Raw genomic sequence first — 21,945 nt, 5'->3', positions numbered from 1 at the left:
GGAACTCCCGGCCCGCGGCCCGGGTTGCCCGGGTGCGGAGCCATGACCAACGATTGATACTAGCGCTTACATCAGGAAATACAGCAGCACGATATTGGCCACCAGGATCATCAGCGCGGTTGGCACCTGCGTCCGGATCACGGCGTTCTTGTCGTCGAGTTCCAGCAGCGCGGCCGGCACGATGTTGAAGTTGGCCGCCATCGGCGTCATCAGCGTGCCGCAGTAGCCGGAGAACATGCCGATAGCCGCCATCACCGCCGGGTTGCCGTGGAACATGTTCACCAGGATGGGCACGCCAATGCCGCCGGTCATCACCGGGAAGGCGGCAAAGCCGTTGCCCATGATCACGGTAAAGAGCGCCATGCCCACGCAGTACACCACCACGGCCACGAGCTTGTAGTCCATGTTGATATAGGCCGTGGTCAGGTGCGCCACCGCCTTGCCCACGCCGGCATCGGCGAACACCAGGCCGAGCATGGCCAGCATCTGCGGCAGCACCAGCGCCCAGCCGAGCGACTCGGTCAGCCGGCGCGATTCGCGCACGCCCTGCACCACCGTGTCGCGGGTGAGCCAGCACGCCACGCCCAGCGCAACCAGGCAACCGATGCCCAGCGAAACGAAGGTGACGTTCTTGGGATCGAGCAGCGCCAGGCCGGCGACCTTCACGTCCTTGAACAGCAGCGTGCCGATCACGGTCACCAGCGGAATCAGCAGCGCCGGGATAAACAGCTTGTTGCCAAGCCGCTTGGCCGAAGCGCGGCGCTCAGCCTCGGGCAGCGTGCCGTGCTTGCCGTGGCCAACGCCGCCAAAGCCCGCGACCAGCGCCATCACCACGGCGCCGACGCCGACGATGGCCGGCGGCAGCTTGTCGCCGATCAGGAAAACCAGCGCGTACAGCGCCCAGAACAAACCCGTGCTGAGGCGGCGCGGATGGTCGCGGTCGGCGAAGGTGATCAACGCGGTGATGGCCAGCACCAGGCCGGCGAGCCAGTAGAGATAGTCGATGGAAATGATCATGGCTTACTCCCCGCTCTTGGCCGTGGCGGCAGCGCCGGGCGTTGCGGCAGACTTGCCGCGCATTTCGCGTTCCAGCCACATGTCCAGGCGCTTGAGGCGCACGGCGTGGATCAGGAAGGCGCAGATCGCGGTGGGGATGCCCCACACGGCGATATGCAGCGGTTCCACGTCGATGTTGGACGATAGCAAGAAGGTGTGCATCAGCGCGATGGCGCCGAAGGCCACGAAGATGTCTTCGCCGAAGAACAGGCCGACGTTGTCGGTGGCCGCGCAGAAGGCCAGAACGCGCTGGCGGATCGGCTCGGGCAGCTTGCCGAAGCGGGTCTCGGCCGCGCCTTCGGCCATCGGGGCCAGCAGCGGACGCACCATCTGCGGATGGCCGCCGAGGCTGGTCAGGCCCACCGCGGCGGTGAGTTCGCGCACGCCGAGGTAGACGATCAGCAGGCGCCCGACCGTGGCCGACGCGATGCGCGAGATCCACGCCTGCGCATGCTCGCGCAGCCCGTGGCGCTCGAGCAGGCCGATCACCGCCAGCGGCAGCAGGATGATCAGCGGCAGGTTGCGCGTCTTGACGAAGGCGGTGCCGATCGCCGTGAAGATCTGCATGACCGGCATGGCTGCCGCCAGCCCGGTGGCGATGGCGGCAAGCGCCACTACCATCATGGGATTGAAGCGCAACACGAAGCCGAGGATGATGATGCCGACCCCAACTAGGGGCCAGAGGTTGACTGCCTGTTCCATGAGAGACACCAATAGAGTGTGATGGAGGCGAGTGCCCTGCGTCGCCTCATGCTGCTCGACGTCGCGCGGGGCACAGTGAAAGCCGGATGCTTGGGGGCGCGTGCGTTAGGTGTGGCGTGCCCCTCAGACTCCGGCGCGGATTGCGATGCCTTCGGCGCCGAGCCGCTCGCGGATGCGGCGCGCAAAGGCAAGCGCGTGTGCGCCGTCGCCGTGCAGACACACGGTTTCGGCGCGAATCGGTACATAGGTGCCGTCGATGGCGCGCACGCGCTGCTCGCGCACCATCTGCAGCGTCTGGCCCAAGGCCACGTCCTCGTCCTCGTGCAGCGCCCCGGGCGTGCCGCGCTTGACCAGCGAGCCGTCGGGGTTGTAGCCGCGGTCGGCAAAGACTTCCTCCTTCACCTTGAGCCCGGCTTCGCGCGCCACCTTCACCATGACGCTGCCGGCCAGGCCGAAGAAGACCAGGTCGGAGTCGAAATCGCGCACCGCGCGCACGATGGCGTCGGCCAGCTTGGGATCCTTGGCGGCCTGGTTGTAGAGCGCGCCGTGCGCCTTCACGTGAGCCAGTTGCCCGCCCTGCGCGCGCACCAGCGCCGCCAGCGCGCCGATCTGGTAGAGCGTGTTCGCGTACACCACCTCGGGATCCAGCTGCATCTCGGTGCGGCCAAAGTTCTCGCGGTCGGGATAGCTCGGATGCGCGCCGATGGCGACGCCCCGCTCGAGCGCCCACCTCACGGTTTGCAGCATGGTGGCGGCGTCGCCGGCGTGCCAGCCGCAGGCCACGTTGGCGGAGCTGATCAGCCCCAGCAATTCGCGGTCGTTGCCGCAGCCTTCGCCGAGGTCGGCGTTCAGGTCGATATGCATTGCATTGCTCCTCACCGGTCTTGCGGCTTGTGTTGAGGTTTGGGGGTTGCTTTGGGGCTTGCTGCCGTTGCTCGTGTGGCCACTCAGGCCACGGCCGCGCGGGTACGCGTGCGCCGCCGCGAGGCGATCGCCATGCCGTTGCCCTGCCACTGCAGCGCCTGGTCCAGTTGCTGCAGGTAGCGATCCAGCTCGGCCTGCGCGGCGGCGGCCTCGTCCAGCGTGACGCGCACGAAGCGCACCGGTGCGCCGAGTGGCACCTGCGCCAGCCGCCACAGGTCAGCGCCGATCACCACGCCGATCTTGGGATAGCCGCCGGTGGTCTGCGCATCGGCCATCAGCACGATGGGCTGGCCGGCCGGCGGCACCTGCACCACGCCCGGCAGCACGCCGTGCGAGAGCAGGTCGGCGGCGCGCTCGGGCTGGCGCGCAAGGGCCGGGCCTTGCAGGCGCAAGCCCATGCGGTTGCTGTTGGGCGTGACGATCCAGTCGGACTGCCACAGCGCTTCGCGCGCGGCGGCATCGAAATCCTCGTATTCGATGGCGGGCAACATGCGGATCGGCATCGCGTCGCCGAGCTTTTTCACCGGCAGCGCCCAGGCCGGCGCCTGCACGCCCAGCCAGTCGCTGTCCTCGGCCACGCCGGGCCGGCCCGCGTCGAGGCGGTCGCCTTCACGCAGCGCGCGGCCACCGAGGCCGCCAAAGCCGGCCTTGAGGTCGGTGCTGCGCGAGCCCATCACCGGCTCCACTTTGATGCCGCCCGCCACGCTCAGATAGGTACGGGTGCCGCCCTGCGCCGCCGACAGCGTCAGCGTTTCGCCGCGGCGCACGTCGAAAGCATGCCACGACCACACCGGCACGCCGTCCAGGTTGGCCCTGCATTCGGCGCCGGTCAGCGCGACGCGCATGTCGGCATGGAAGCGCACGGCGGCGCGGCCCAGCGTGAATTCGATGGCGGCATCTCCCGCCGGATTGCCGAGCAGGCGGTTGCCGATGGTGAGCGCGACGGTGTCGAGCGCGCCTGCGGTGCCCACGCCAAAGCGGCGAAAGCCGGGACGGCCATGGTCCTGGACCGAGGCGAGTGCGCCGGGTCGGGTGATTTCGATCATGGCAGCATCGCCTCGACGACAAAGCGCACGGTATCCCCGGGCGCAAACAGGGAAGGCGGGTCGCGATCTGCCAGGAAGAGTTGGCTGGCGGTGTGCCCGATCAATTGCCAGCCGCCGGGCGCGGCAGCCGGGTAGATGCCGGTCTGCTCGCCGCCGATGCCGACCGAGCCGGCGGGCACGGACAGCCGGGGCTCGCGCCGGCGCGGCGTGGCCAGCGCCGGGTCCAGGCCGCCCATATAGGCAAAGCCGGGCTGGAAGCCGAGGAAGTAGACGACGTACTCGCCTGCGCTGTGGCGACGTACCACTTCCTGCGCTGTGAGGCCGGTATGCGCCGCGACTTCGGCTAGGTCGGGGCCATGCTCGCCGCCGTAGCGCACGGGGATCTCGACCAGCTTGCCGGTGGCGGCACGCGCTTCGCCTGACGCCCAGGCGAGCTTCAGGTTGCGTTCCAGCGCTTCGGGATCGGCTTCGCGGTCGAACACCACGGTGAGATTGTTCATGCCCGGCACCGCATCGACCACGCCGCGCCACTCGGCCGCCCGTTGGGCCATGGCCCAGATACGTCGCTGTACATCTAGCGAGGCCGGCGGCGGCACGCTGCACAGCAGTGCTTGCTCGGCGAGGCGGTGAACGGAACATCGGGTCATGGGCGGCACCAGCGGGGGGACCTGTCTTGCAGTGTAGGCGGGCGCGCTGTACTAGTCAGGCGCGGTGCCGGCTGCGACCGGTTCGGGAGTGAGATCTCTATTTCATCGACAATTTATCGATAAATTCATAATAACCAAACAAGAAGATGCTGTGGCTAGGTGTTGACCCTAGGCGTTGCGAGCCACGTCTTCACGCGGGATGGCGCTGGCGCACCACCCCGGTGCAGGCGCGGGAAGCAACGTTTGCATCCGGTGCAGGAGCGCTTGGGGCGACTCCCGCACCGCATCGATCCTGCTCGATTCGGGTGCGCGAGGACACACCGGCACGGACTTGCGGGGGAGAAAAGATTTCAGGAAAACTTGGCTGGCCGTGGCGCGCATGCAACGCCAGGTGGGCCCGCAGCGGGATGCCGCGGGCGAAAAAAACGGCCGGGTGGATACCGGCCGATCGGACTGCTCACAACGTTGAATCTGCGCTGGGCGGTCTCCCCTCTCCCGCGTGCGGGAGAGGGGTTGGGGGAGAGGGCGGGCGCTCGCTATGCCGTCGTGCTGGACAAAAACCGAGGGCCCCGCTTCAAGTGGCTCCTAGCTAAGCCACCCCTCTCCCCAGCCCTCTCCCCCTGAGGGGAGAGGGAGCGACAGCCGTCGTCATGGCATGCGGCTTTGGCCCATCCGTCGGCTCCGTTCAGTGCCGCTGGTTTGCTCCGGCGCTTCAGATCAGACGAACCCGGCCTTATGCGCCTGCTCGTCGGCGTGGTAGGAGCTGCGCACCATGGCGCCCACGGCGGCGTGGGTGAAGCCCATCTTGTAGGCCTCGGCCTCGAACATCTTGAAGGTGTCCGGATGCACGTAGCGCATCACCGGCAGGTGGTGGCCCGACGGCGCCAGGTACTGGCCGATGGTCAGCATGTCGATGTCGTGGGCGCGCATGTCGCGCATGACTTCGAGGATTTCCTCGTCGGTCTCGCCCAGGCCCACCATCAGGCCGGACTTGGTGGCCACGGTGGGGTTGCGGCGCTTGAACTCTTGCAGCAGCTTGAGCGAGTGCGCGTAGTCGGCGCCCGGGCGTGCCTGCTTGTACAGGCGGGGCACGGTTTCCATGTTGTGGTTCATCACGTCCGGCGGGCCGGCCTGCAGGATGTCCAGCGCCTTGTCCAGGCGGCCACGGAAGTCCGGCACCAGCACTTCGATGCGGGTGGCCGGCGACAGCTCGCGGGTCAGCGTGATGCAATCGACAAAGTGCTGGGCACCGCCGTCGCGCAGGTCGTCGCGGTCGACGCTGGTGATCACCACGTAGTTCAGCTTGAGCTGGGCGATGGTGCGGGCCAGGTTGCCCGGCTCGTTGGCATCCAGCGGATCGGGGCGCCCGTGGCCGACGTCGCAGAACGGGCAGCGGCGGGTGCACTTGTCGCCCATGATCATGAACGTGGCCGTGCCCTTGCCGAAGCATTCGCCGATGTTCGGGCAGCTGGCTTCCTCACAGACCGTCACCAGGTTGTTGGCGCGCAGGATGTCCTTGATCTCGTAGAAGCGCGAGCTGCCGGTGGCCGCCTTGACGCGGATCCACTCGGGCTTCTTGAGCTTCTCGGCCGGCACGATCTTGATGGGGATGCGCGCGGTCTTGTCGGCCGACTTCTGCTTGCGGGTCGGGTCGTACTGCTCCGCCTGGGGTTGCGGGGCTTCGCTGGAAGTGGCGATCAGGGCGTCGCTCATAGAGTTCTCCGCACGCGCGGTGCGTGCATATTCGGCTGGATGACTAAGTGGCCAGGGCCGCGGCGGTATTCCGTTGGGCCGCCAGGGCGCGCTCTTGCGCCTCTGCCAGCACTTCACACAGCGCCGCCGCAAGGCGCCGCGCGATATCGGCTTGTTGTGCCGCGGTCACGGGCAGGCGGGACGCACCCGCCGCATCGGCCACGTTGACGGTGGCGCCCGCCGTTGCCATGTCGACCGTTTCCAGGCCGGCATAGCCGCAGGGGTTGATGCGCAGGAAGGGCGCGAGGTCCATCTGCACGTTGAGGCTGACGCCGTGATAGCTGCAGCCATTGCGGATCTTGAGGCCGAGCGCGGCGATCTTGGCGCCCTGGTGCTGGCCTTCGGAAAGGTAGATACCAGGCGCGCCGGGCTTGCGTTCGGCTGCGAGATTATACGACGCGAGCGTGTCCAGCACGGCTTGCTCGATCGAATGGACAAGCTCGCGCACCATCAGGTGGCGGCGGCGCAGGTCGAGCAGCAGGTAGGCCACGACCTGCCCCGGACCGTGATAAGTGATTTGTCCGCCACGATCGATCCGCACCACGGGAATCGTCTCGTCAGGGGCGAGCAGGTGCGCGGGATCTCCCGCCTGGCCAAGGGTGTAGACCGGGGGATGCTCGACCAGCCAGATCTGGTCAGGGGTATCGGGGGTGCGTGCGGCGGTAAAGGCACGCATCGCGTCGAAACAGGGTTCGTAGGCTTGCCGGCCCTGCTCGATGACTTGTATCGATTGCATCCCGGCAGTTTAGCGAAAAGGGGCGGATCTCACAGGAGGCCGCCCCTTTTTTGGTGTGTCTTTCGGTGTGTCTTCAAGACGCTGTTGTTGCGTCCCTGCTTGCCGGCCTGGAATGGACCAGCCGCAGATGGCCGCGTGCGCGGCCATCCGCATCCTCCCGCGCTGGCTCAGGAGGCCGTGACCTGGTCCTGGTTAGGCGTCCACTCGGTGCCTCGAACCAAACGCCGCGCCATGCGCGCCACCAGGTGCGACACGCTGGTTGCCGCCGGCCGGCGGGCTTCGGCGATCAGGGCCAGGCGTACCGGCTCGGCGGCGCGCGGGTCCACGCTGAGCGTGATTTCGTCGCCGCTGGCGAGCAGCAGGCTGCCGCCGCAACGCAGCCAGTAATCTTCCGAATCGCCTTCGCGGGTGACCCAGACGTCGATCCCCGTGGCCTCTTCCACGCGCAGGCGCTGGGCGGCGTGGATGGAAAGGGAGGTAACTTCGCCCGGGCTCAGGGTGAACAGGGTCGTTGTGAGCAATGTTTTCATGTTGGGCATCCTTCGCTGACATCGTCGGCTGCCTCGCCCGCTTGCCCGGAATGGGCGGCCGCCGATCAGGCCAGCCTTGGCAGGCTGATGCTTGGTCTTGCCTGGTACTGGATCGGCACCGGTGCGGGTAGCGCCCCGATGCATTGCATTCTAGTGATTGCCGGTCCCCTTCCAAAACGATATATTTTCCTTGTTCTTGTTAGGTAAGCTCACATAAGACGAGGTGGATGATGGCGCTGAAGGGAGCATGGGAGAGAGATTTGCCACGTGGCTGGCACCGCGAGCTGCCGCGCCTGCCGGGGCTGACCGCGCTGCGCGCGTTCGAGGCGGCTGCCCGCCACGAGAGTTTTTCACGCGCGGCCACCGAGCTGTTCGTCACCCATGGCGCGGTCAGCCACCAGATCCGCGCGCTTGAGGAAGAGCTGGGGCAGGCCCTGTTCGAGCGCAACGGCAAGCGCGTGACCCTGACCCCGGGCGGCCGGGCCTACGCCGGGCGCGTGCGCGAAGCCCTGCTGGAGATCGCCGACGCCACCCGCGCGCTGCAGGCCGGCAACCGGGACAAGCGCCTCACCATCAGCACCATGCCGTCGTTTGCCGCACGCTGGCTCACGCCGCGCATCGGCAGCTTTATCGAGCAGCATCCCGAGCTGGACGTGGAGTTGCTGTCGTCCAACACGCTGGTGGATTTCGGGCGCGAGGAAGTCGACATCGCGCTGCGCATGGGCAGCGGCGACTATCCCGGCCTGTATGTGGAGAAGCTGCTGGACGATGTGTTCTTCCCGGTCTGCAGCCCTGCCTTCAACGGCGGCAAGCTGCCGGGGCGGCCGCAGGACATGAAAGGCATGTCGCTGCTGCGCGGCGAGGGCGACCCGTGGAAGCCGTGGTTCGAAGCCGCCGGCCTGGACTGGCCGGAGCCGCGCAAGGGCCTGCTGCTGGAGGACTCCTCGCTGCTGCTGCAGGCAGCCGCCGCGGGCCAGGGCATTGCGCTGATCCGCTCGTCGCTGGCCTATAACGACCTGCTGTCGGGGCGCGTGGTGCGGCTCTTCGATGTGAGCATTACCTGCCCGTGGCTGCTCTACTTCGTCTGCTCGGCCGGCATGCTGGAGGCGCCCAAGGTGAAGGCGTTCCGCGCCTGGCTGCTGCCGGAGATGGAAGCCTTCCGCGGCATCCTGGCGCAGTGGGAGGGCTAGTCGTCCTTCCCGTCTTCGGTGTCTTCGGTGTCTTCGGCGTCTTTGCCGTCATCCACGGCCTTCGGCGTAAAAACCGGCGCAACAACCGGCGCGGGCGCCGAGTGCGCCCTGCCCGCGCGCGGGTGCGCCTTGTCGTAGACCTTGGCCAGGTGCTGGAAATCCAGCGCGGTATAGATCTGGGTGGTGGCCACGCTGGCGTGCCCGAGCATCTCCTGCACTGCGCGCAGGTCGCCCGAGGATTGCAGCACATGGGTGGCGAAGGAATGCCGCAACATGTGCGGATGCACGTCGGTCGGCACGCCGGCCCGGATCGCCTGCTGCTTGATGCGCAACTGCACCGTTTGCACGGGCAAACGCCGCCCGCGCACGTTCAGGAACAACGCATGCGCGTCATCCGGCAGCGCGCCGGGGCGCAACAGTTCCGTGCGTACCGCCAGCCACGCGCGCAGCGCTTCCATGGCCTTGCTGCCGACGGGCACGGTGCGCCGTCGCGAGCCCTTGCCGATCACCGTGACCTCGGCGCCGTCCATGTCGATCCAGCCGGCTGAGCGGTATTCCCCGTCCTCGGTATAGCGCGCGTCCAGTTGCACCAGCTCCGACACGCGCAGGCCGCTGGAGTAGAACAACTCGTAGACGGCCTGGTCGCGCCGGCCCTCAGCGCCGTCGCCGGCGTTGTGCGAGACCAGCGCCACCGCATGCTCCACCGACAAGGCCTTGGGCAGCCGGTGCCCGGATTTTGGCGCGCGCACGCCGTCGACCGGGTTGGCCTCCACGCCCAGGCCATGACGCGCGGCCCACAGGAAGAAGCCGCGCCACGCCGACAGCGTGCGGGCAATGCTGGTGCCGGCCAGGCCGCCGCCGTGCATGCGCGCGGCAAAGGCGCGGATATGATGGGTCTGCAGCGACAACAGCGCAATGCCCGGCGCATGGCGCGCGGCGTGCGCCTGCAGCACCGACAGGTCGCGGGCGTAGTTGGTCAGGGTGTGGGCAGCCAGCTTGCGGCTGCTGGCGAGCCAGTCGAGGTAGCGCAGCACCAGCGGGTCGGGCGGCTGCTTGTCCAGGGGCGCCTCGGCGGCTTCCTTGCGCGCGGCCGGCTTCTTCGCCGCAGGCGAAGCGGCCTTGCGCGCGCGGCTCGCGGTCATCAGTCGCGCAGGCGGTTCAGCGCGGCGCCGGCCACTTCGCCGATCTGCGCCAGGTAGGCCGTGCCCATGCCCTCATGGAAGCGCCTCGCCTCGGGCGAGCCCAGCACCAGCAGGCCAAAGGCCGCGCCAAGCGTGCCGGCGTCGCGCGTGGGCACGCGCAGCGTCACCATGGCCAGCGAGGCGATATCGTCGCGCTCCAGCCAGGCCGCTGCCTCGAAGCCGCTGTTGGCGCCGCAATACGGCGCGCGCAGGCCCTCGGCAAACAGGCGGACGTCGTCGCTTGCGCCCTGGGCCACTTCCATATGCGCGTAGGCCTCGGCCACATTCCACAGCTTGAGCGCCACGCCCGGCACGTCGAACACTTGCTGCAGCCCGTCCTGCACCGCATACGGCAGCGCGTGCGAGTCCACCTCGGCCAGCAGGCGCAGTTGCCAGGCATGCATGCGCTGCTGGGTGCGGTCGTTGTCGTGGCCGTGGCGGACCAGGTCCGCCAGCCTCAGCTCCAGGCCTTTGTTTTTCTCGCGCAGGATTTCCATCTGGCGCTCCTGCAGGGACACCGCGCGGTGGCTGTGGGGGCTGGTGAGTTGCACAGCGGCCAGCAGCTCGGCGTTGTCTTCGAAGAACTGGGGATTGGTCTGCAGGTAGGAGGCAACTTCTTGGGCGTTCATTGGCTTCAACCGGAATGTTTGGGGGCAGTGTAGCAAAAGGTTTGGGGGAGGCTGGGGGGGGGAGTGCTCGGCGTTGGCTTTTGGGCGCAAGGGCTCGTCTGCGCGGGTGCTTTGGTTGGTCTTGATCGGTGTTGGCTTTTGCACCCAAGTGCTCGGGTGTGCTGGCTCTTTGGTTCGTCTTGATCGGCGTTGGCTTTTGCACCCAAGTGCCATACGACATCCCCCTGCGGGGGCTGCCGGTCACTTTTCTTTGACCGGCAAAGAAAACTAACGAAAAGAAAGCCGCCCTGCCGGGGGCAGAGCAATAAGGCTGTTTTTGCCTCTGTGGTTGCGTCGTACGGCCCTGAGTGTTGGCTGGCGCATCCTACCAGCCTGGAGGTCATCGAAACCGCATGACCCTCGGGTTTCGTGGTGGGGCCCCTGACCTCGTGTGCGGTGCACGTTCGGCCATCTGCCGTTCGCGGCGCGAGGGGCTGCGCCGTTTCGGGGGTGGCTGGTTTCGTGGTTTTGTCTCGGAGGGCAAGCGCGGTGATGTTCGAGCGTGAACCCTCGCGGACGGGCCACGGTGCCCACCACGAAACCGGGGAGCTGATAACAAGTTGCCGGCAGCGCCGGTACGGCAGGGCATCAAATGGCCGGGCACCCGCCGCCAGAGACAAAACCACGAAACCAGCAAGGCAGGCAGCATCGTGGCCAGACGCTCCGCGAACGGCAGATGGCCGAACGCTCACCGCGCAAAGCGATCAGGGGCACCACCACGTGACCATTGGGTCATGTAGTTACGATGCCCTTTGAGCCGGTAAGACACGCCAGCCAACACTCAGGGCCGTACGACGCAACCACCGGCCCCACATAAGCCTTATTGCTCTGCCCCCGGCAGGGCGGCTTTCTTCTCGTTAGTCTTCTTTGCCGCGCAAAGAAGAGTGACCGGCAGCCCCCGCAGGGGGATGTCGTATGGCTCTTGGGTCCAAAAACCAACGCCGCCCAAAAAAACAGCGAAAGCCCCCCAAAAGCCCCTACGCCCCCCCCTTTACGCCCCCAACTTCTTCTTCAGCAACTCATTCACCTGTGCCGGATTCCCCTTCCCCTTGGTGGCCTTCATGGCCTGGCCAACCAGCGCGTTGAAGGCCTTCTCCTTGCCGGCGCGGAATTCCTCGACCGACTTGGCGTTGGCGGCCAATACGTCGTCGATGATCTTCTCCAGCTCACCCGAGTCGGACATCTGCTTGAGGCCCTTGGCCGCGATGATGGCGTCGGCGTCGCCGCCTTCCTCGCCCGCCCACATGGCCGGGAAGACATCCTTCTTGGCGGTGTTGTTGGACACCGTGCCGTCGGCGATGCGCACCAGCAGCTTGGCGAGTTGCGCCGGCTTGACGGGTGCGGCTTCCAGGGTGATGCCTTCGCGGTTGAGCAGCGAGGAGACGTCGCCCATCAGCCAGTTGGCGGCGGGCTTGGCGTTGGCCGCGCCGGCCTCGGCGACCACGGCTTCGAAGTAGCCGGCGAGCGACTTGGAGGCGGTCAGCACGCTGGCGTCGTAGGCGGACAGGCCGTATTGCGACACCAGGCGCGCTTGCATGGCCACCGGCAGCTCCGGCAGCCCGGACCTGACGCGCTCGATCCAGGCGGCGTCGATCTCCAGCGGCAGCAGGTCGGGGTCGGGGAAGTAGCGGTAGTCGTGCGCGTCTTCCTTGGTGCGCATGGCGCGCGTCTCGCCGGTGTCCGGGTCGAACAGCACGGTGGCCTGCTGGATCTCGCGGCCGTCCTCGATCTCGGCGATCTGCCACTGGACTTCGTAGTCGATGGCCTGCTGCAGGAAGCGAAACGAGTTCAGGTTCTTGATCTCGCGGCGCGTGCCCAGCTTGGGGCTGCCGTAGGGGCGCACCGACACGTTGGCGTCGCAGCGGAAGCTGCCTTCCTGCATGTTGCCGTCGCAGATGCCCAGCCACATCACCAGCGCGTGCAGGGCCTTGGCGTAGGCCACGGCTTCGGCGGCGCTGCGCATGTCCGGCTCGGTGACGATCTCCAGCAGGGGCGTGCCGGCGCGGTTCAGGTCGATGCCGGTCATGCCGGCGAAATCTTCGTGCAGCGACTTGCCGGCGTCTTCCTCGAGGTGGGCGCGCGTGAGTTGCACGGTCTTCTCGTAGGTTTCGCCTTTCTTGCCTTCGACCTGGATGCTGATGCTGCCGCCCTGCACCACCGGCAGCTCGTACTGGCTGATCTGGTAGCCCTTGGGCAGGTCGGGGTAGAAATAATTCTTGCGCGCGAAGATGCTGCGCGGCGCGATGGTCGCGCCGATCGCCAGGCCGAACTGGATCGCGCACTCGACGGCGCCGCGGTTGAGCACCGGCAACACGCCGGGCAGCGCCAGGTCAACCGGCGAGGCTTGCGTGTTCGGCGCCGCGCCGAAGGCGGTGGAGGTACCGGAAAAAATCTTGGAGGCCGTCGACAACTGCGTGTGCGTCTCGAGGCCGATCACCACTTCCCATTGCATGGCGGTATTCCTGTTCGTGTGCTGTATATGTTGCTACGTGTTTGCTACGTGTCTGCTACGTGTGGCTATGTACTGCTACGTGTTCTGTCATGGATTCGGGCTGGCCAGCCACGAATCCAGTTGCGCCAGCGCCGCATCGCGCGCGATCGGGTCGCCGCCCACGGTCACGCCCTGGCCGTGCCGCAAGCCGTCGGGCACATCGCGCCGCACCCGCAGCGGCTCGGTGCCGTCAAAGCCGTGATACGCGCCGGGGTAGATCTCCAGGCGAAAGCGCGCGTCCGGCTGGCGCGCCGCGACCGCCTCGCGCAGCATGGCGCAGCGGGTGGCGGGGGTCCAGTCGTCGGCGCCGCCGGTCAGCAGCAGCAGGGGCGTGCGCAGGCGGTACTCGTGCCGTTGCACCGCGCTCTTGCAGCCCGGGTAAAAAGCCACGGCGCGCTCGATCGCCGGTGCGCCCGCCGGCCAGTCGCGGCTGGCGTCGATGGCGCTGAGCACCGCCTGCGCGCCGTTGGACCAACCCAGCAGCACGATGTGCGCCGTGTCCACGCCGGGCTGCCGCGCGAGCCACTGCAGCGCCGCCAGCACATCGCCGCGCCGTGTTGCGTCGTCGATGTCGCGGCTGTCCAGGCGTTCGGTGCAGATGCCCCCCGGCTTGCCGCGCGGGCCGAAACTGTCGGGCAGCAGCACCGCGTAGCCGCGCGCGGCCAGCCACTGCACGTACTCGCGATAGCGGCCCTGGAGCGCCGCCGCATCCGCGCCGCCACTGCGGTGCAGGCCAGCGCAGCCGTGCAGCGCAACGACCACCCGCACGGCCGGGGCCGCCGCGCCGCGCTGCGGCACGAACCAGTAGCCGCTGAGCGGCTTGCCGCCGTCGGCGCCTGGGAAACTCACCGTCTGCGCCGCCGGCATGGCTTGTTCGCCAGCTGCCGGCACCAAGGCCCGCGCGGGCACGGCGTGGCTTGCCAGCAGCAAGGCGCACGCGCCCAGGCTGAAGGCCTTGAGGCTAGCGGCGATGCAACGGTGGGCTGGGCCGGACATGGCGCTGAGCGGGTTCATCGGGTCTGCGCGCAGCCGCCGACGCCAGGCTCGAACATCACCGGCCAGGCTTCTTCGTAGATGCCCGGCGAGCAGCGCGCCTGGCAGTTGGCGTGCGCCAGCGTGACCCGGCGCGGATCCTGCCAGATCATCAGCTTGCAGGCGCTGCCGTCATTGGCGCGCAGCTCGATATGCGGCTTCTTCTGCGTCTGGCGGAATTCGGCCAGGTTGAAGCTGCACGAGCCGCGCTTGCCCACCCACAGCTTCCATGACAGCTGCTGCACGGTGTTGTCCGCCACGCGCACTTGCGCATCCTCGCGAAAGCCGTCTTCCTCGGTGCGGCGGCAGTCGCCGGCGAGGTCGATGTCGCGGCTGGCGATCGGTGGCGGCCGGGTGCCGAAACGGGGCAGCGGGATGCAGGCCGCCAAGGCGGCAGCCAGCCCGATGCCGAGCGCGAGACGGACCAGCCAGCGCCGCGCGATCATGCCTGCGCGGGCCGGCGCAGATGCCAGTCCGTTGCCTGCTGGAAGGCGTGCGCCGTCTGCAGCAGCTCGGCCTCGCCAAAGTAGTTGCCGATCAGTTGCAGGCCAACCGGCATGCCGCCCTCGCCCAGCCCGCAGGGCACGCTCATGCCGGGCAGGCCGGCCAGGCTGGTCGACAGCGTGAAGATGTCGGCCAGGTACATCTGCACCGGGTCGGCGCTCTTTTCGCCAAGCTTCCACGCAACCGTGGGCGCCACCGGGCCCATGATCACGTCGCACTGGGTGAAGGCGCGCTGGAAATCGTCGGCGATGATGCGGCGGATTTTTTGCGCCTGCAGGTAATAGGCGTCGTAGTAGCCGTGCGACAGCACATAGGCGCCCACCATGATGCGGCGCTTGACCTCGGGGCCGAAGCCTTCGGCGCGGGTCTTCTTGTACATGTCCATCAGGTCGCGGTACTCGGCGGCGCGATGGCCAAAGCGCACGCCGTCAAAGCGCGACAGGTTGGACGATGCCTCGGCCGGGGCGATCACGTAATACACGGGGATCGACAGCTCGGTCTTGGGCAACGACACCTCGACCAGCGTGGCGCCCAGCTTTTCGTACTCGGCCAGCGCGGCGCGCACGGCTTGTTCCACGTCCGCAGCCAGGCCCTTGCCGAAATACTCCTTGGGCAGGCCGATGCGCAGCCCGGACAGCGGCTTGCCAGCGCTGGCGCCGACGCGCGCCTGGCCCAGCAGGCGGGTGTAGTCCTCATCGACGCCGCCCAAGGCGGGCGCAACGCTGGTGGAGTCGCGCTCGTCGAAGCCGGCCATGCCGCCGAGCAGCATGGCGCAATCCTCGGCGGTATGCGCCATCGGGCCGCCCTGGTCGAGCGAGGAGGCGAAGGCGATCATGCCGTAGCGCGACACGCGGCCGTAGGTGGGCTTGATGCCGGTGATGCCGGAGAACGAGGCCGGCTGGCGGATCGAGCCGCCAGTGTCAGTGCCGGTGGCGGCAGGGGCCAGGCCGGCGGCCACGGCGGCGGCGGAGCCGCCCGAGGAGCCACCCGGCACGCGGCTGGCGTCCCACGGGTTCTTGACCGGGCCGAAGTGCGAGTTCTCGTTGGACGAGCCCATCGCGAACTCGTCCATGTTGGTCTTGCCCAGCGTCACCATGCCGGCGGCAGCCAGGCGCTCGACCACGGCCGCATCGAACGGGCTTTCGTAGTTGGCAAGCATGCGCGAGCCCGCGGTGGCGCGCCAGCCACGGGTGACGAACACATCCTTGTGGGCGATCGGCACGCCGGTCAGCGGGCCGGCTTCGCCGCGCGCGCGGCGCTCGTCGGCGGCGCGGGCCTGGGCCAGGGTGAGTTCGGGGTTGACGTCGACAAAGGCGTTGAGCGCGCCGGCCTGCTCGATGCGGGCCAGGTAATCGCGCGCCAGTTCTTCGGCGGAGACGGTGCGTGCCGCCAGCGCGTCGGAGAGCTCGCGCAGGGAGGTCACGGAAGATGCGGAAAAGGACATGTCGGTCGGTTTGGCTTGGCAGGTGATGGCTGCCGGCGCAGCCTGGGGCGGCGCGGCGCAGCCGCTGGGTCGAGGGCCGGGGTGCGCTTGACCTTTATTCGATGACCTTGGGCACCAGGTAGAGGCCGCCTTCGACGGCCGGGGCGGGCCGCTGGTAGTCCTCGCGGCGGCTGGGCTCGGTGACCACGTCGTCGCGCAGCCGCTGCGACATCTCGCGCACCGCGGACAGCGGGTGGGCCAGCGGCACGATGCCGGTGGTGTCGACCGCCTGCATCTGTTCGACCAGGGAGAAGAATTGATTGAGCTGCACAAGCGTCTGCCCGGCCTCGTCATCGTTGATTTCGATGCGGGCAAGGTGGGCGATGCGCTTGACGTCGGATAGGTCGAGAGCCATGGCTTGGGGTCGGTGCGAAAGGCGATGCGGGCGCGGCCGGGGCGGGCCGGGCAAGTGCTGCCGGGAGCGCCCGGGAATCGTCAAAGTTACAGGTTTTTTCGAGGAAGAAGCCCCCGAAACAGGGGGAATTATAAGGTATCATTGCGCGTTGCCATCCTTTGGCCGCGCCTTCGTCACATTGGTGCAGAACCGCCTCCCCCGGAGCCTTTTAGGGCACCCCAGCGGGACACGCCGGCGGGACACACCGGCGGGGGGCGTACTCCGGGCACCCGGGCCAGCCAGCGCTGGCCGCGTTGCCGGACCGGCCGGCGCCGGTGCGGGGTTGAAGGCACACAAGGGATGATGAGAGACAGGTTCCTCCGATTAGGCCGCCCCCGCCAGCAATTAATTTGTAATTGCGGCGCCGTTCCACCGAACTTTCGCGCGTGGTCTAATCAAAGGTTCCCGTAGAGGCCGTTTTCGCCACCCGGCAAAGCGGCCTTGGTTGGCGGCCCCGGCCCTGGCAGTTCGCAGCGTATGACAACGCGAACTGGCAACGGCGCCGGCCCCACCGGACGACCGGGGGCCTTAATACTACCCGTCGCTATGAATATCGTGGCTGGCCCCGCAGCGGCGCCGGCCACTTCGCATACTCGCGAACCACCAGAAAACAGGATTCCTGATGTTCGGATTTCTCCGCAGCTACTTCTCCAACGATCTCGCGATCGACCTCGGCACCGCCAACACCCTGATCTATATGCGTGACAAGGGCATCGTCCTTGACGAGCCGTCCGTGGTCGCCATCCGCCAGGAAGGCGGACCCAACGCCAAGAAGACGATCCAGGCGGTGGGCAAGGAAGCCAAGCAGATGCTGGGCAAGGTGCCGGGCAACATCGAAGCGATCCGCCCGATGAAAGACGGCGTGATCGCCGACTTCACGGTCACCGAGCAGATGCTCAAGCAGTTCATCAAGATGGTGCACGACACCAAGCTGCTGCGCCCCTCGCCGCGCATCATCATCTGCGTGCCCTGCGGCTCGACCCAGGTCGAGCGCCGCGCCATCCGCGAATCGGCGCTGGGCGCCGGCGCCAGCCAGGTGTACCTGATCGAGGAGCCGATGTCGGCCGCGATCGGCGCCGGCCTGCCCGTGTCGGAGCCGTCGGGCTCGATGGTGGTGGACATCGGCGGCGGCACCACCGAGGTGGGCATCATCTCGCTGGGCGGCATGGTCTACAAGGGATCGGTGCGCGTGGGTGGCGACAAGTTCGACGAAGCCATCGTCAACTACATCCGCCGCAACTACGGCATGCTGATCGGCGAGCAGACCGCCGAAGCCATCAAGAAGGCCATCGGTTCGGCCTTCCCCGGCTCCGAAGTCCGTGAAATGGAAGTCAAGGGCCGCAACCTGTCCGAAGGCATCCCGCGCGCCTTCACGGTGTCGTCCAACGAAATCCTGGAAGCCCTGACCGATCCGCTCAACCAGATCGTGTCGGCCGTCAAGATCGCGCTGGAACAGACCCCGCCGGAGCTCGGCGCGGACATCGCCGAGCGCGGCATGATGCTGACCGGCGGCGGCGCGCTGCTGCGCGACCTGGATCGCCTGCTGGCCGAGGAAACCGGCCTGCCGGTGCTGGTCGCCGAAGACCCGCTGACCTGCGTGGTGCGCGGCTCCGGCATGGCGCTCGAACGCATGGACAAGCTCGGCAGCATCTTCTCCTACGAATAATACGTAAGCAGAGGAATCGCTCGTGGCGCGACGCGGCCTGCCGGACTACCTGGTCGGGGCCGCGCCTTGCCTCGCCACCCTCCCGACCCGGCCCGCCCCCGTGCACCACACCGCGCCGGCACACCCCAGCCTCCCCGGCTGGCGTGCCGCGGCGCGGTCGTGCCTGCGGGACCGTGGGACCTTTCTGCCAGCGCACGGGTAAATGGATTACACTCCGCCGCCGCTCTTCAAGCAGGGCACTTCCGCCGTTGCGCGTCTCGTCTTCTACGTGACGATCGCGCTGGCGCTGCTCATCGTCGATGCGCGCTTTGACGCCTTGCGCGTGGTGCGCCAGGTTGCCGCCACCGTGCTGATGCCGGTGGAGCGCACGGTGCTGGTGCCACGCGACGCGCTGCGCGCCACCTTCGACTACGCCCAGTCTTCCGCCGCTCTGGCCAGCGAGAACCGCGAGCTCAGGCGCCGCATGGTGACCGAGGCCGAGGGCTCGGTGCGCCAGTCCCAGCTCGAGGCCGAGAACAGCCAGCTGCGCAAGCTGCTTGGCCTGGTGCAGCAATCGGCCACGCCCGTGACGGCGGCCGAGATCCTGTACGACGCCCGCGACCCCTACAGCCAGCGCATCGTGATCGACCGTGGCAGCCAGCATGGCCTGCGCGCGGGCTACCCCGTGATCGACGAACGCGGCGTGATCGGCCAGATCACGCGCGTTTCGCCGTTCCAGTCGGAAGTCACGCTGCTGACCGACAAGGAGCAGGCCATTCCCGTGCAGGTGGTGCGCAACGGCTTGCGCAGCGTGGCCTTTGGCGGCGCCCGCGCCGGGCTGCTCGACCTGCGCTTCATGGCCGCCTCGGCCGACCTGCAACAGGGCGACCTGCTGGTCACCTCCGGCCTGGACGGCACCTACCCGCCGGGCCTGCCGGTGGCCAAGATCGTGCAGATCGAGCGCAAGGCCGACACCGCCTTCTCGCGCGTGTACTGCGAACCGGTGGCCGGCGTGCGTTCGCACCGCCAGTTGCTGGTGATCCGCTACGAAGCGCAACTGCCGCCGCGCGAGTCCATCGACGGCCCGCGCGACGCCAAGGAAGCGCGCAGCGTCAGGGCGGACCGCCCGGGTGTCCGGGATGCCGAACGCTCAGGAGAGCGGCCGGCCGAAAAGCCCGCGGACAAGCCCGCCCCCGCCAAGGAGCCCAAGCGTTGACCAATCCCCAATACCTGCTGCGCCCGGTCAACCCCGCGTTTATCGCGCTGAGTTTCGTGCTGGCCTTCCTGTTCAACCTGATGCCCTGGGGCACCACGCTGTGGGTGCCCGACGTGGTGGCGCTGGTGCTGGTGTTCTGGAACATCCACCAGCCGCGCAAGGTCGGGATGGGCGTGGCCTTCGCGCTCGGCCTGCTGATGGACGTGCATGATGCGCGCCTGCTGGGCGAGCACGCCATGGCGTACTCGCTGCTGGCGTACTTCGCCATCACCATCCATCGCCGCGTGCTGTGGTTCACGGTCTATACCCAGGCGCTGCACGTGCTGCCGCTGCTGTTCATCGCCCATGCGGTGCCGGTGCTGATCCGCCTGGCCATGGGCGCGCCGCTGCCCGGCTGGCAGTTGCTGCTGGCGCCTGGCATCGAAGCGCTGCTATGGCCGCTGGCCACCGGCATGCTGCTGGCGCCGCAGCGCCGCAGCGCCGACGTGGACGAAACCCGGCCGATCTGAGCTTTACCTCCATCCGAGTCCCGCCGCGCCCCACCCGGGCGCGCGGCAAACCGCAAGGCTGACGCAGTACCATGACCGAAATACGCAATGTCGAACAGGAGCTCGGCCGCTTCCGCATCCGCGTAGCGGCGGCGGGCCTGTTCGCCGTGATCTGCTTCGGCCTGCTGTTCACGCGCTTTCTCTGGCTGCAGTGGTACAAGCACGACCAGTACTCGGCCAAGGCCGAGGACAACCGTATCTCGGTGGCGCCGATCGAGCCCAATCGCGGCATCATCATGGACCGCAACGGCGTGGTGCTGGCGCGCAACTATTCCGCCTACACGCTGGAAATCACGCCGTCCAAGCTGTCCGACACGCTCGACAACACGATTGAAGAGCTGGCCCAGCTGATCGACATCCAGCCGCGCGACCGCCGCCGCTTCAAGCGCCTGATGGAAGAATCGCGCAGCTTCGAAAGCCTGCCGATCCGCAGCCAGCTCACCGATGAAGAAGTGGCGCGTTTCTCCGCCCAGCGCTTCCGCTTTCCCGGCGTGGACGTGCGCGCCCGGCTGTTCCGCCAGTACCCGTTGGGCGAGTCCGCCTCGCACGTGATCGGCTACCTGGGCCGCATCTCGCAGCGCGACCAGGAACGCATCGAGGCCATGGACGAGGCCAACAGCGCCGAAGGCGCCAAGTACGATCCGCGCAAGGACGCCGACAACTACAAGGGCTCCAACTACATCGGCAAGATCGGCATCGAGCAAAGCTACGAGACCGAGCTGCACGGCCTGACCGGTTTCGAGGAAGTGGAAGTGAGCGCAGGCGGACGCCCCATCCGCACGCTGTCCACCTCCCCCGCCACGCCCGGCAACAACCTGATCCTGTCGCTCGACATCCGCCTGCAGCAACTTGCCGAGGCGCTCTTCGGCGACAAGCGCGGCGCGCTGGTGGCGATCGAGCCGGCCACCGGCGACATCCTGGCCTTTGTCTCCAAGCCGACCTACGACCCCAACCTGTTCGTCGAAGGCATCGACACCAATACCTGGAACGAGCTCAACGGCTCGCCCGACAAGCCGCTCCTGAACCGCCCGCTGCGCGGCACCTACCCGCCCGGCTCCACCTACAAGCCGTTCATGGCGCTGGCGGCACTCACCACCGGCAAGCGCACCGCGGCGTGGGGCTTCCACGATCCGGGCTCGTTCACGCTCGGCAACCATACCTTCCGCGACGACAAGCCGGGCGGCCACGGCTGGGTGGACATGAACGCCTCCATCATTCAGTCGTGCGACACCTATTACTACATGCTGGCGCGCGACATGGGCGTCAACGCCATCCACGACTTCATGAAGCCGCTGGGCTTCGGCCAGGTCACCGGCATCGACATCGAAGGCGAGAGCCGCGGCATCCTGCCCTCCACCGACTGGAAGCGCCGCGCCTACCGCAAGCCCGAGCAGCAGAAGTGGTATGACGGCGAAACCATCTCGCTGGGGATCGGCCAGGGCTACAACAGCTTCACCATCCTGCAGCTGGCCAACGCCACCTCCATCCTGGTCAACAACGGCATCGCGATGAAGCCCCACCTGGTCAAGGCGGTGGAGGATTCGGTCAGCCGCGAGCGCGAGCTCACCGTGCCCAAGGAAAGCTACCGCCTGCCGCTCAAGCAGTCGGATATCGACGTGATCAAGCGCGCCATGGTGGGCGTGACGCACTCGGGCACGGCCGCCCGCGCGTTCGCCGGCGCCGCCTATGAGTCCGCCGGCAAGACCGGCACTGCCCAGACCTTCACCATGGGCAAGAACGAGAAGTACAACCACCACGCGCTGGACGAGCGCAAGCGCGACCACGCGCTCTATACCGCATTCGCACCCGCCGACAATCCCAAGATCGCCTTGGCGATGATCGTGGAGAACGCCGGCTTCGGCGGCGCCGTGGCCGCGCCGATCGCGCGCAAGGTGATGGACTACTATCTGACCGGCAAGTGGCCGGAGGAACTGGCGAACATCGCCCCGCCCGCGTCCGAACGCGCCGGCGGCAAGCCTCCAGTGGATACGCCCAGCGTGTTTACCACCGGCCACACCGCCAGCATCGCCAGCGCCACCGTCATGGGCGCCAGCGAAGCCGCCGCCACCAGCGAAGGCGCCAGCGTGCCGGCAGCGCGGGTGGCAGCCCGCGCCGGCGCGTCCGCCACGGCCGCTTCCGCCGTGGTGGCGCCGGTGATCGACCCCGCCGCCATCCCACCGGCCTCTGCGGTGCAGACGCT

Annotated in this window: 20 protein-coding genes; 5 read left to right on the top strand and 15 right to left on the bottom strand. The window is 67.8% G+C overall.

Going from position 1 to position 21,945, the window contains the following annotated elements; translation table 11 throughout:
• Positions 1-66: 66 nt before the first annotated feature.
• The 8 genes from ACGLHR_RS36975 to ACGLHR_RS36940 all read right to left on the bottom strand — a co-directional run bounded on the left by ACGLHR_RS36975 (position 67) and on the right by ACGLHR_RS36940 (position 7,393).
• Positions 67-1,017: a DUF979 domain-containing protein gene (locus ACGLHR_RS36975; RefSeq protein ID WP_400100211.1), complete on the bottom strand. Its 951-nt coding sequence runs from the start codon at positions 1,015-1,017 to the stop codon at positions 67-69.
• A 3-nt stretch (positions 1,018-1,020) separates the two neighbouring features.
• Positions 1,021-1,758: a DUF969 domain-containing protein gene (locus ACGLHR_RS36970; RefSeq protein WP_267605062.1), complete on the bottom strand. Its 738-nt coding sequence runs from the start codon at positions 1,756-1,758 to the stop codon at positions 1,021-1,023.
• Positions 1,759-1,881: 123 nt separating this feature from the next.
• Entirely contained in the window at positions 1,882-2,622 is a 741-nt protein-coding gene (pxpA, locus tag ACGLHR_RS36965; protein ID WP_400100209.1) for a 5-oxoprolinase subunit PxpA, read from the bottom strand.
• An 83-nt stretch (positions 2,623-2,705) separates the two neighbouring features.
• Positions 2,706-3,728, bottom strand: a complete 1,023-nt coding sequence (locus ACGLHR_RS36960) for a biotin-dependent carboxyltransferase family protein (protein WP_400100207.1) — start codon at positions 3,726-3,728, stop codon at positions 2,706-2,708.
• A complete protein-coding gene (pxpB, locus tag ACGLHR_RS36955) occupies positions 3,725-4,375 on the bottom strand; it encodes a 5-oxoprolinase subunit PxpB (protein ID WP_400100205.1) in 651 nt (216 codons plus the stop codon). Before pxpB ends, ACGLHR_RS36960 begins: the two co-directional genes overlap by 4 nt.
• A 717-nt stretch (positions 4,376-5,092) precedes the next feature.
• Positions 5,093-6,088, bottom strand: a complete 996-nt coding sequence (lipA, locus tag ACGLHR_RS36950) for a lipoyl synthase (protein ID WP_400100203.1) — start codon at positions 6,086-6,088, stop codon at positions 5,093-5,095.
• A gap of 43 nt (positions 6,089-6,131) precedes the next feature.
• Positions 6,132-6,863: a lipoyl(octanoyl) transferase LipB gene (gene lipB / locus ACGLHR_RS36945; protein ID WP_267605055.1), complete on the bottom strand. Its 732-nt coding sequence runs from the start codon at positions 6,861-6,863 to the stop codon at positions 6,132-6,134.
• 167 nt (positions 6,864-7,030) lie between these two features.
• Positions 7,031-7,393 (bottom strand): DUF2917 domain-containing protein, encoded by a 363-nt coding sequence (locus tag ACGLHR_RS36940; protein ID WP_267605054.1) that lies wholly within the window; start codon positions 7,391-7,393, stop codon positions 7,031-7,033.
• A 230-nt stretch (positions 7,394-7,623) separates the two neighbouring features.
• Between ACGLHR_RS36940 and ACGLHR_RS36935 the strand changes: the two genes are divergently transcribed.
• Positions 7,624-8,583, top strand: coding sequence for a transcriptional regulator GcvA (locus ACGLHR_RS36935; protein ID WP_267606555.1), 960 nt, complete (start codon positions 7,624-7,626; stop codon positions 8,581-8,583).
• Here ACGLHR_RS36935 and ACGLHR_RS36930 read toward each other — a convergent pair.
• From ACGLHR_RS36930 to gatC, 7 genes are all read right to left on the bottom strand, one after another.
• Positions 8,580-9,725 (bottom strand): tyrosine recombinase XerC, encoded by a 1,146-nt coding sequence (locus tag ACGLHR_RS36930; RefSeq protein ID WP_400100200.1) that lies wholly within the window; start codon positions 9,723-9,725, stop codon positions 8,580-8,582. The genes ACGLHR_RS36935 and ACGLHR_RS36930 overlap by 4 nt on opposite strands.
• Positions 9,725-10,393 (bottom strand): DUF484 family protein, encoded by a 669-nt coding sequence (locus ACGLHR_RS36925; RefSeq protein ID WP_318237656.1) that lies wholly within the window; start codon positions 10,391-10,393, stop codon positions 9,725-9,727. The genes ACGLHR_RS36930 and ACGLHR_RS36925 overlap by 1 nt, the downstream gene beginning before the upstream one ends.
• A 1,030-nt stretch (positions 10,394-11,423) precedes the next feature.
• Positions 11,424-12,884 carry an Asp-tRNA(Asn)/Glu-tRNA(Gln) amidotransferase subunit GatB gene (gatB, locus tag ACGLHR_RS36920; RefSeq protein WP_318237175.1) on the bottom strand — a complete coding sequence of 487 codons (1,461 nt, stop codon included), beginning with the start codon at positions 12,882-12,884 and terminating at the stop codon, positions 11,424-11,426.
• 87 nt (positions 12,885-12,971) lie between these two features.
• Entirely contained in the window at positions 12,972-13,937 is a 966-nt protein-coding gene (locus ACGLHR_RS36915; RefSeq protein ID WP_400100197.1) for a dienelactone hydrolase family protein, read from the bottom strand.
• Positions 13,934-14,401, bottom strand: a complete 468-nt coding sequence (locus ACGLHR_RS36910) for a hypothetical protein (RefSeq protein ID WP_318237177.1) — start codon at positions 14,399-14,401, stop codon at positions 13,934-13,936. The genes ACGLHR_RS36915 and ACGLHR_RS36910 overlap by 4 nt, the downstream gene beginning before the upstream one ends.
• Positions 14,398-15,903 carry an Asp-tRNA(Asn)/Glu-tRNA(Gln) amidotransferase subunit GatA gene (gene gatA / locus ACGLHR_RS36905; protein ID WP_400100195.1) on the bottom strand — a complete coding sequence of 502 codons (1,506 nt, stop codon included), beginning with the start codon at positions 15,901-15,903 and terminating at the stop codon, positions 14,398-14,400. Before gatA ends, ACGLHR_RS36910 begins: the two co-directional genes overlap by 4 nt.
• A 94-nt stretch (positions 15,904-15,997) precedes the next feature.
• Positions 15,998-16,297: an Asp-tRNA(Asn)/Glu-tRNA(Gln) amidotransferase subunit GatC gene (gatC, locus tag ACGLHR_RS36900; protein WP_267605049.1), complete on the bottom strand. Its 300-nt coding sequence runs from the start codon at positions 16,295-16,297 to the stop codon at positions 15,998-16,000.
• A 661-nt stretch (positions 16,298-16,958) separates the two neighbouring features.
• Here gatC and ACGLHR_RS36895 point away from each other — a divergent pair.
• The 4 genes from ACGLHR_RS36895 to mrdA all read left to right on the top strand — a co-directional run.
• Positions 16,959-18,002, top strand: coding sequence for a rod shape-determining protein (locus ACGLHR_RS36895; protein ID WP_035859663.1), 1,044 nt, complete (start codon positions 16,959-16,961; stop codon positions 18,000-18,002).
• Between the two features lie 202 nt (positions 18,003-18,204).
• On the top strand, positions 18,205-19,197 hold the full coding sequence (gene mreC, locus ACGLHR_RS36890; protein ID WP_400100192.1) for a rod shape-determining protein MreC: 993 nt from the start codon (positions 18,205-18,207) through the stop codon (positions 19,195-19,197).
• Positions 19,194-19,706 carry a rod shape-determining protein MreD gene (mreD, locus tag ACGLHR_RS36885; RefSeq protein WP_400100190.1) on the top strand — a complete coding sequence of 171 codons (513 nt, stop codon included), beginning with the start codon at positions 19,194-19,196 and terminating at the stop codon, positions 19,704-19,706. Before mreC ends, mreD begins: the two co-directional genes overlap by 4 nt.
• 71 nt (positions 19,707-19,777) lie before the next feature.
• Positions 19,778-21,945, top strand: a 2,168-nt coding sequence (gene mrdA / locus ACGLHR_RS36880; protein WP_400100189.1) for a penicillin-binding protein 2, incomplete at its 3' end; no start/stop codon positions are given.

It is taken from the genome of Cupriavidus sp. CuC1, from assembly GCF_044627735.1.
GTDB lineage: Bacteria > Pseudomonadota > Gammaproteobacteria > Burkholderiales > Burkholderiaceae > Cupriavidus > Cupriavidus ulmosensis.
Note: the sequence above shows the minus strand (reverse complement) of the source record. Positions and strands in the feature narration are given on the sequence as shown.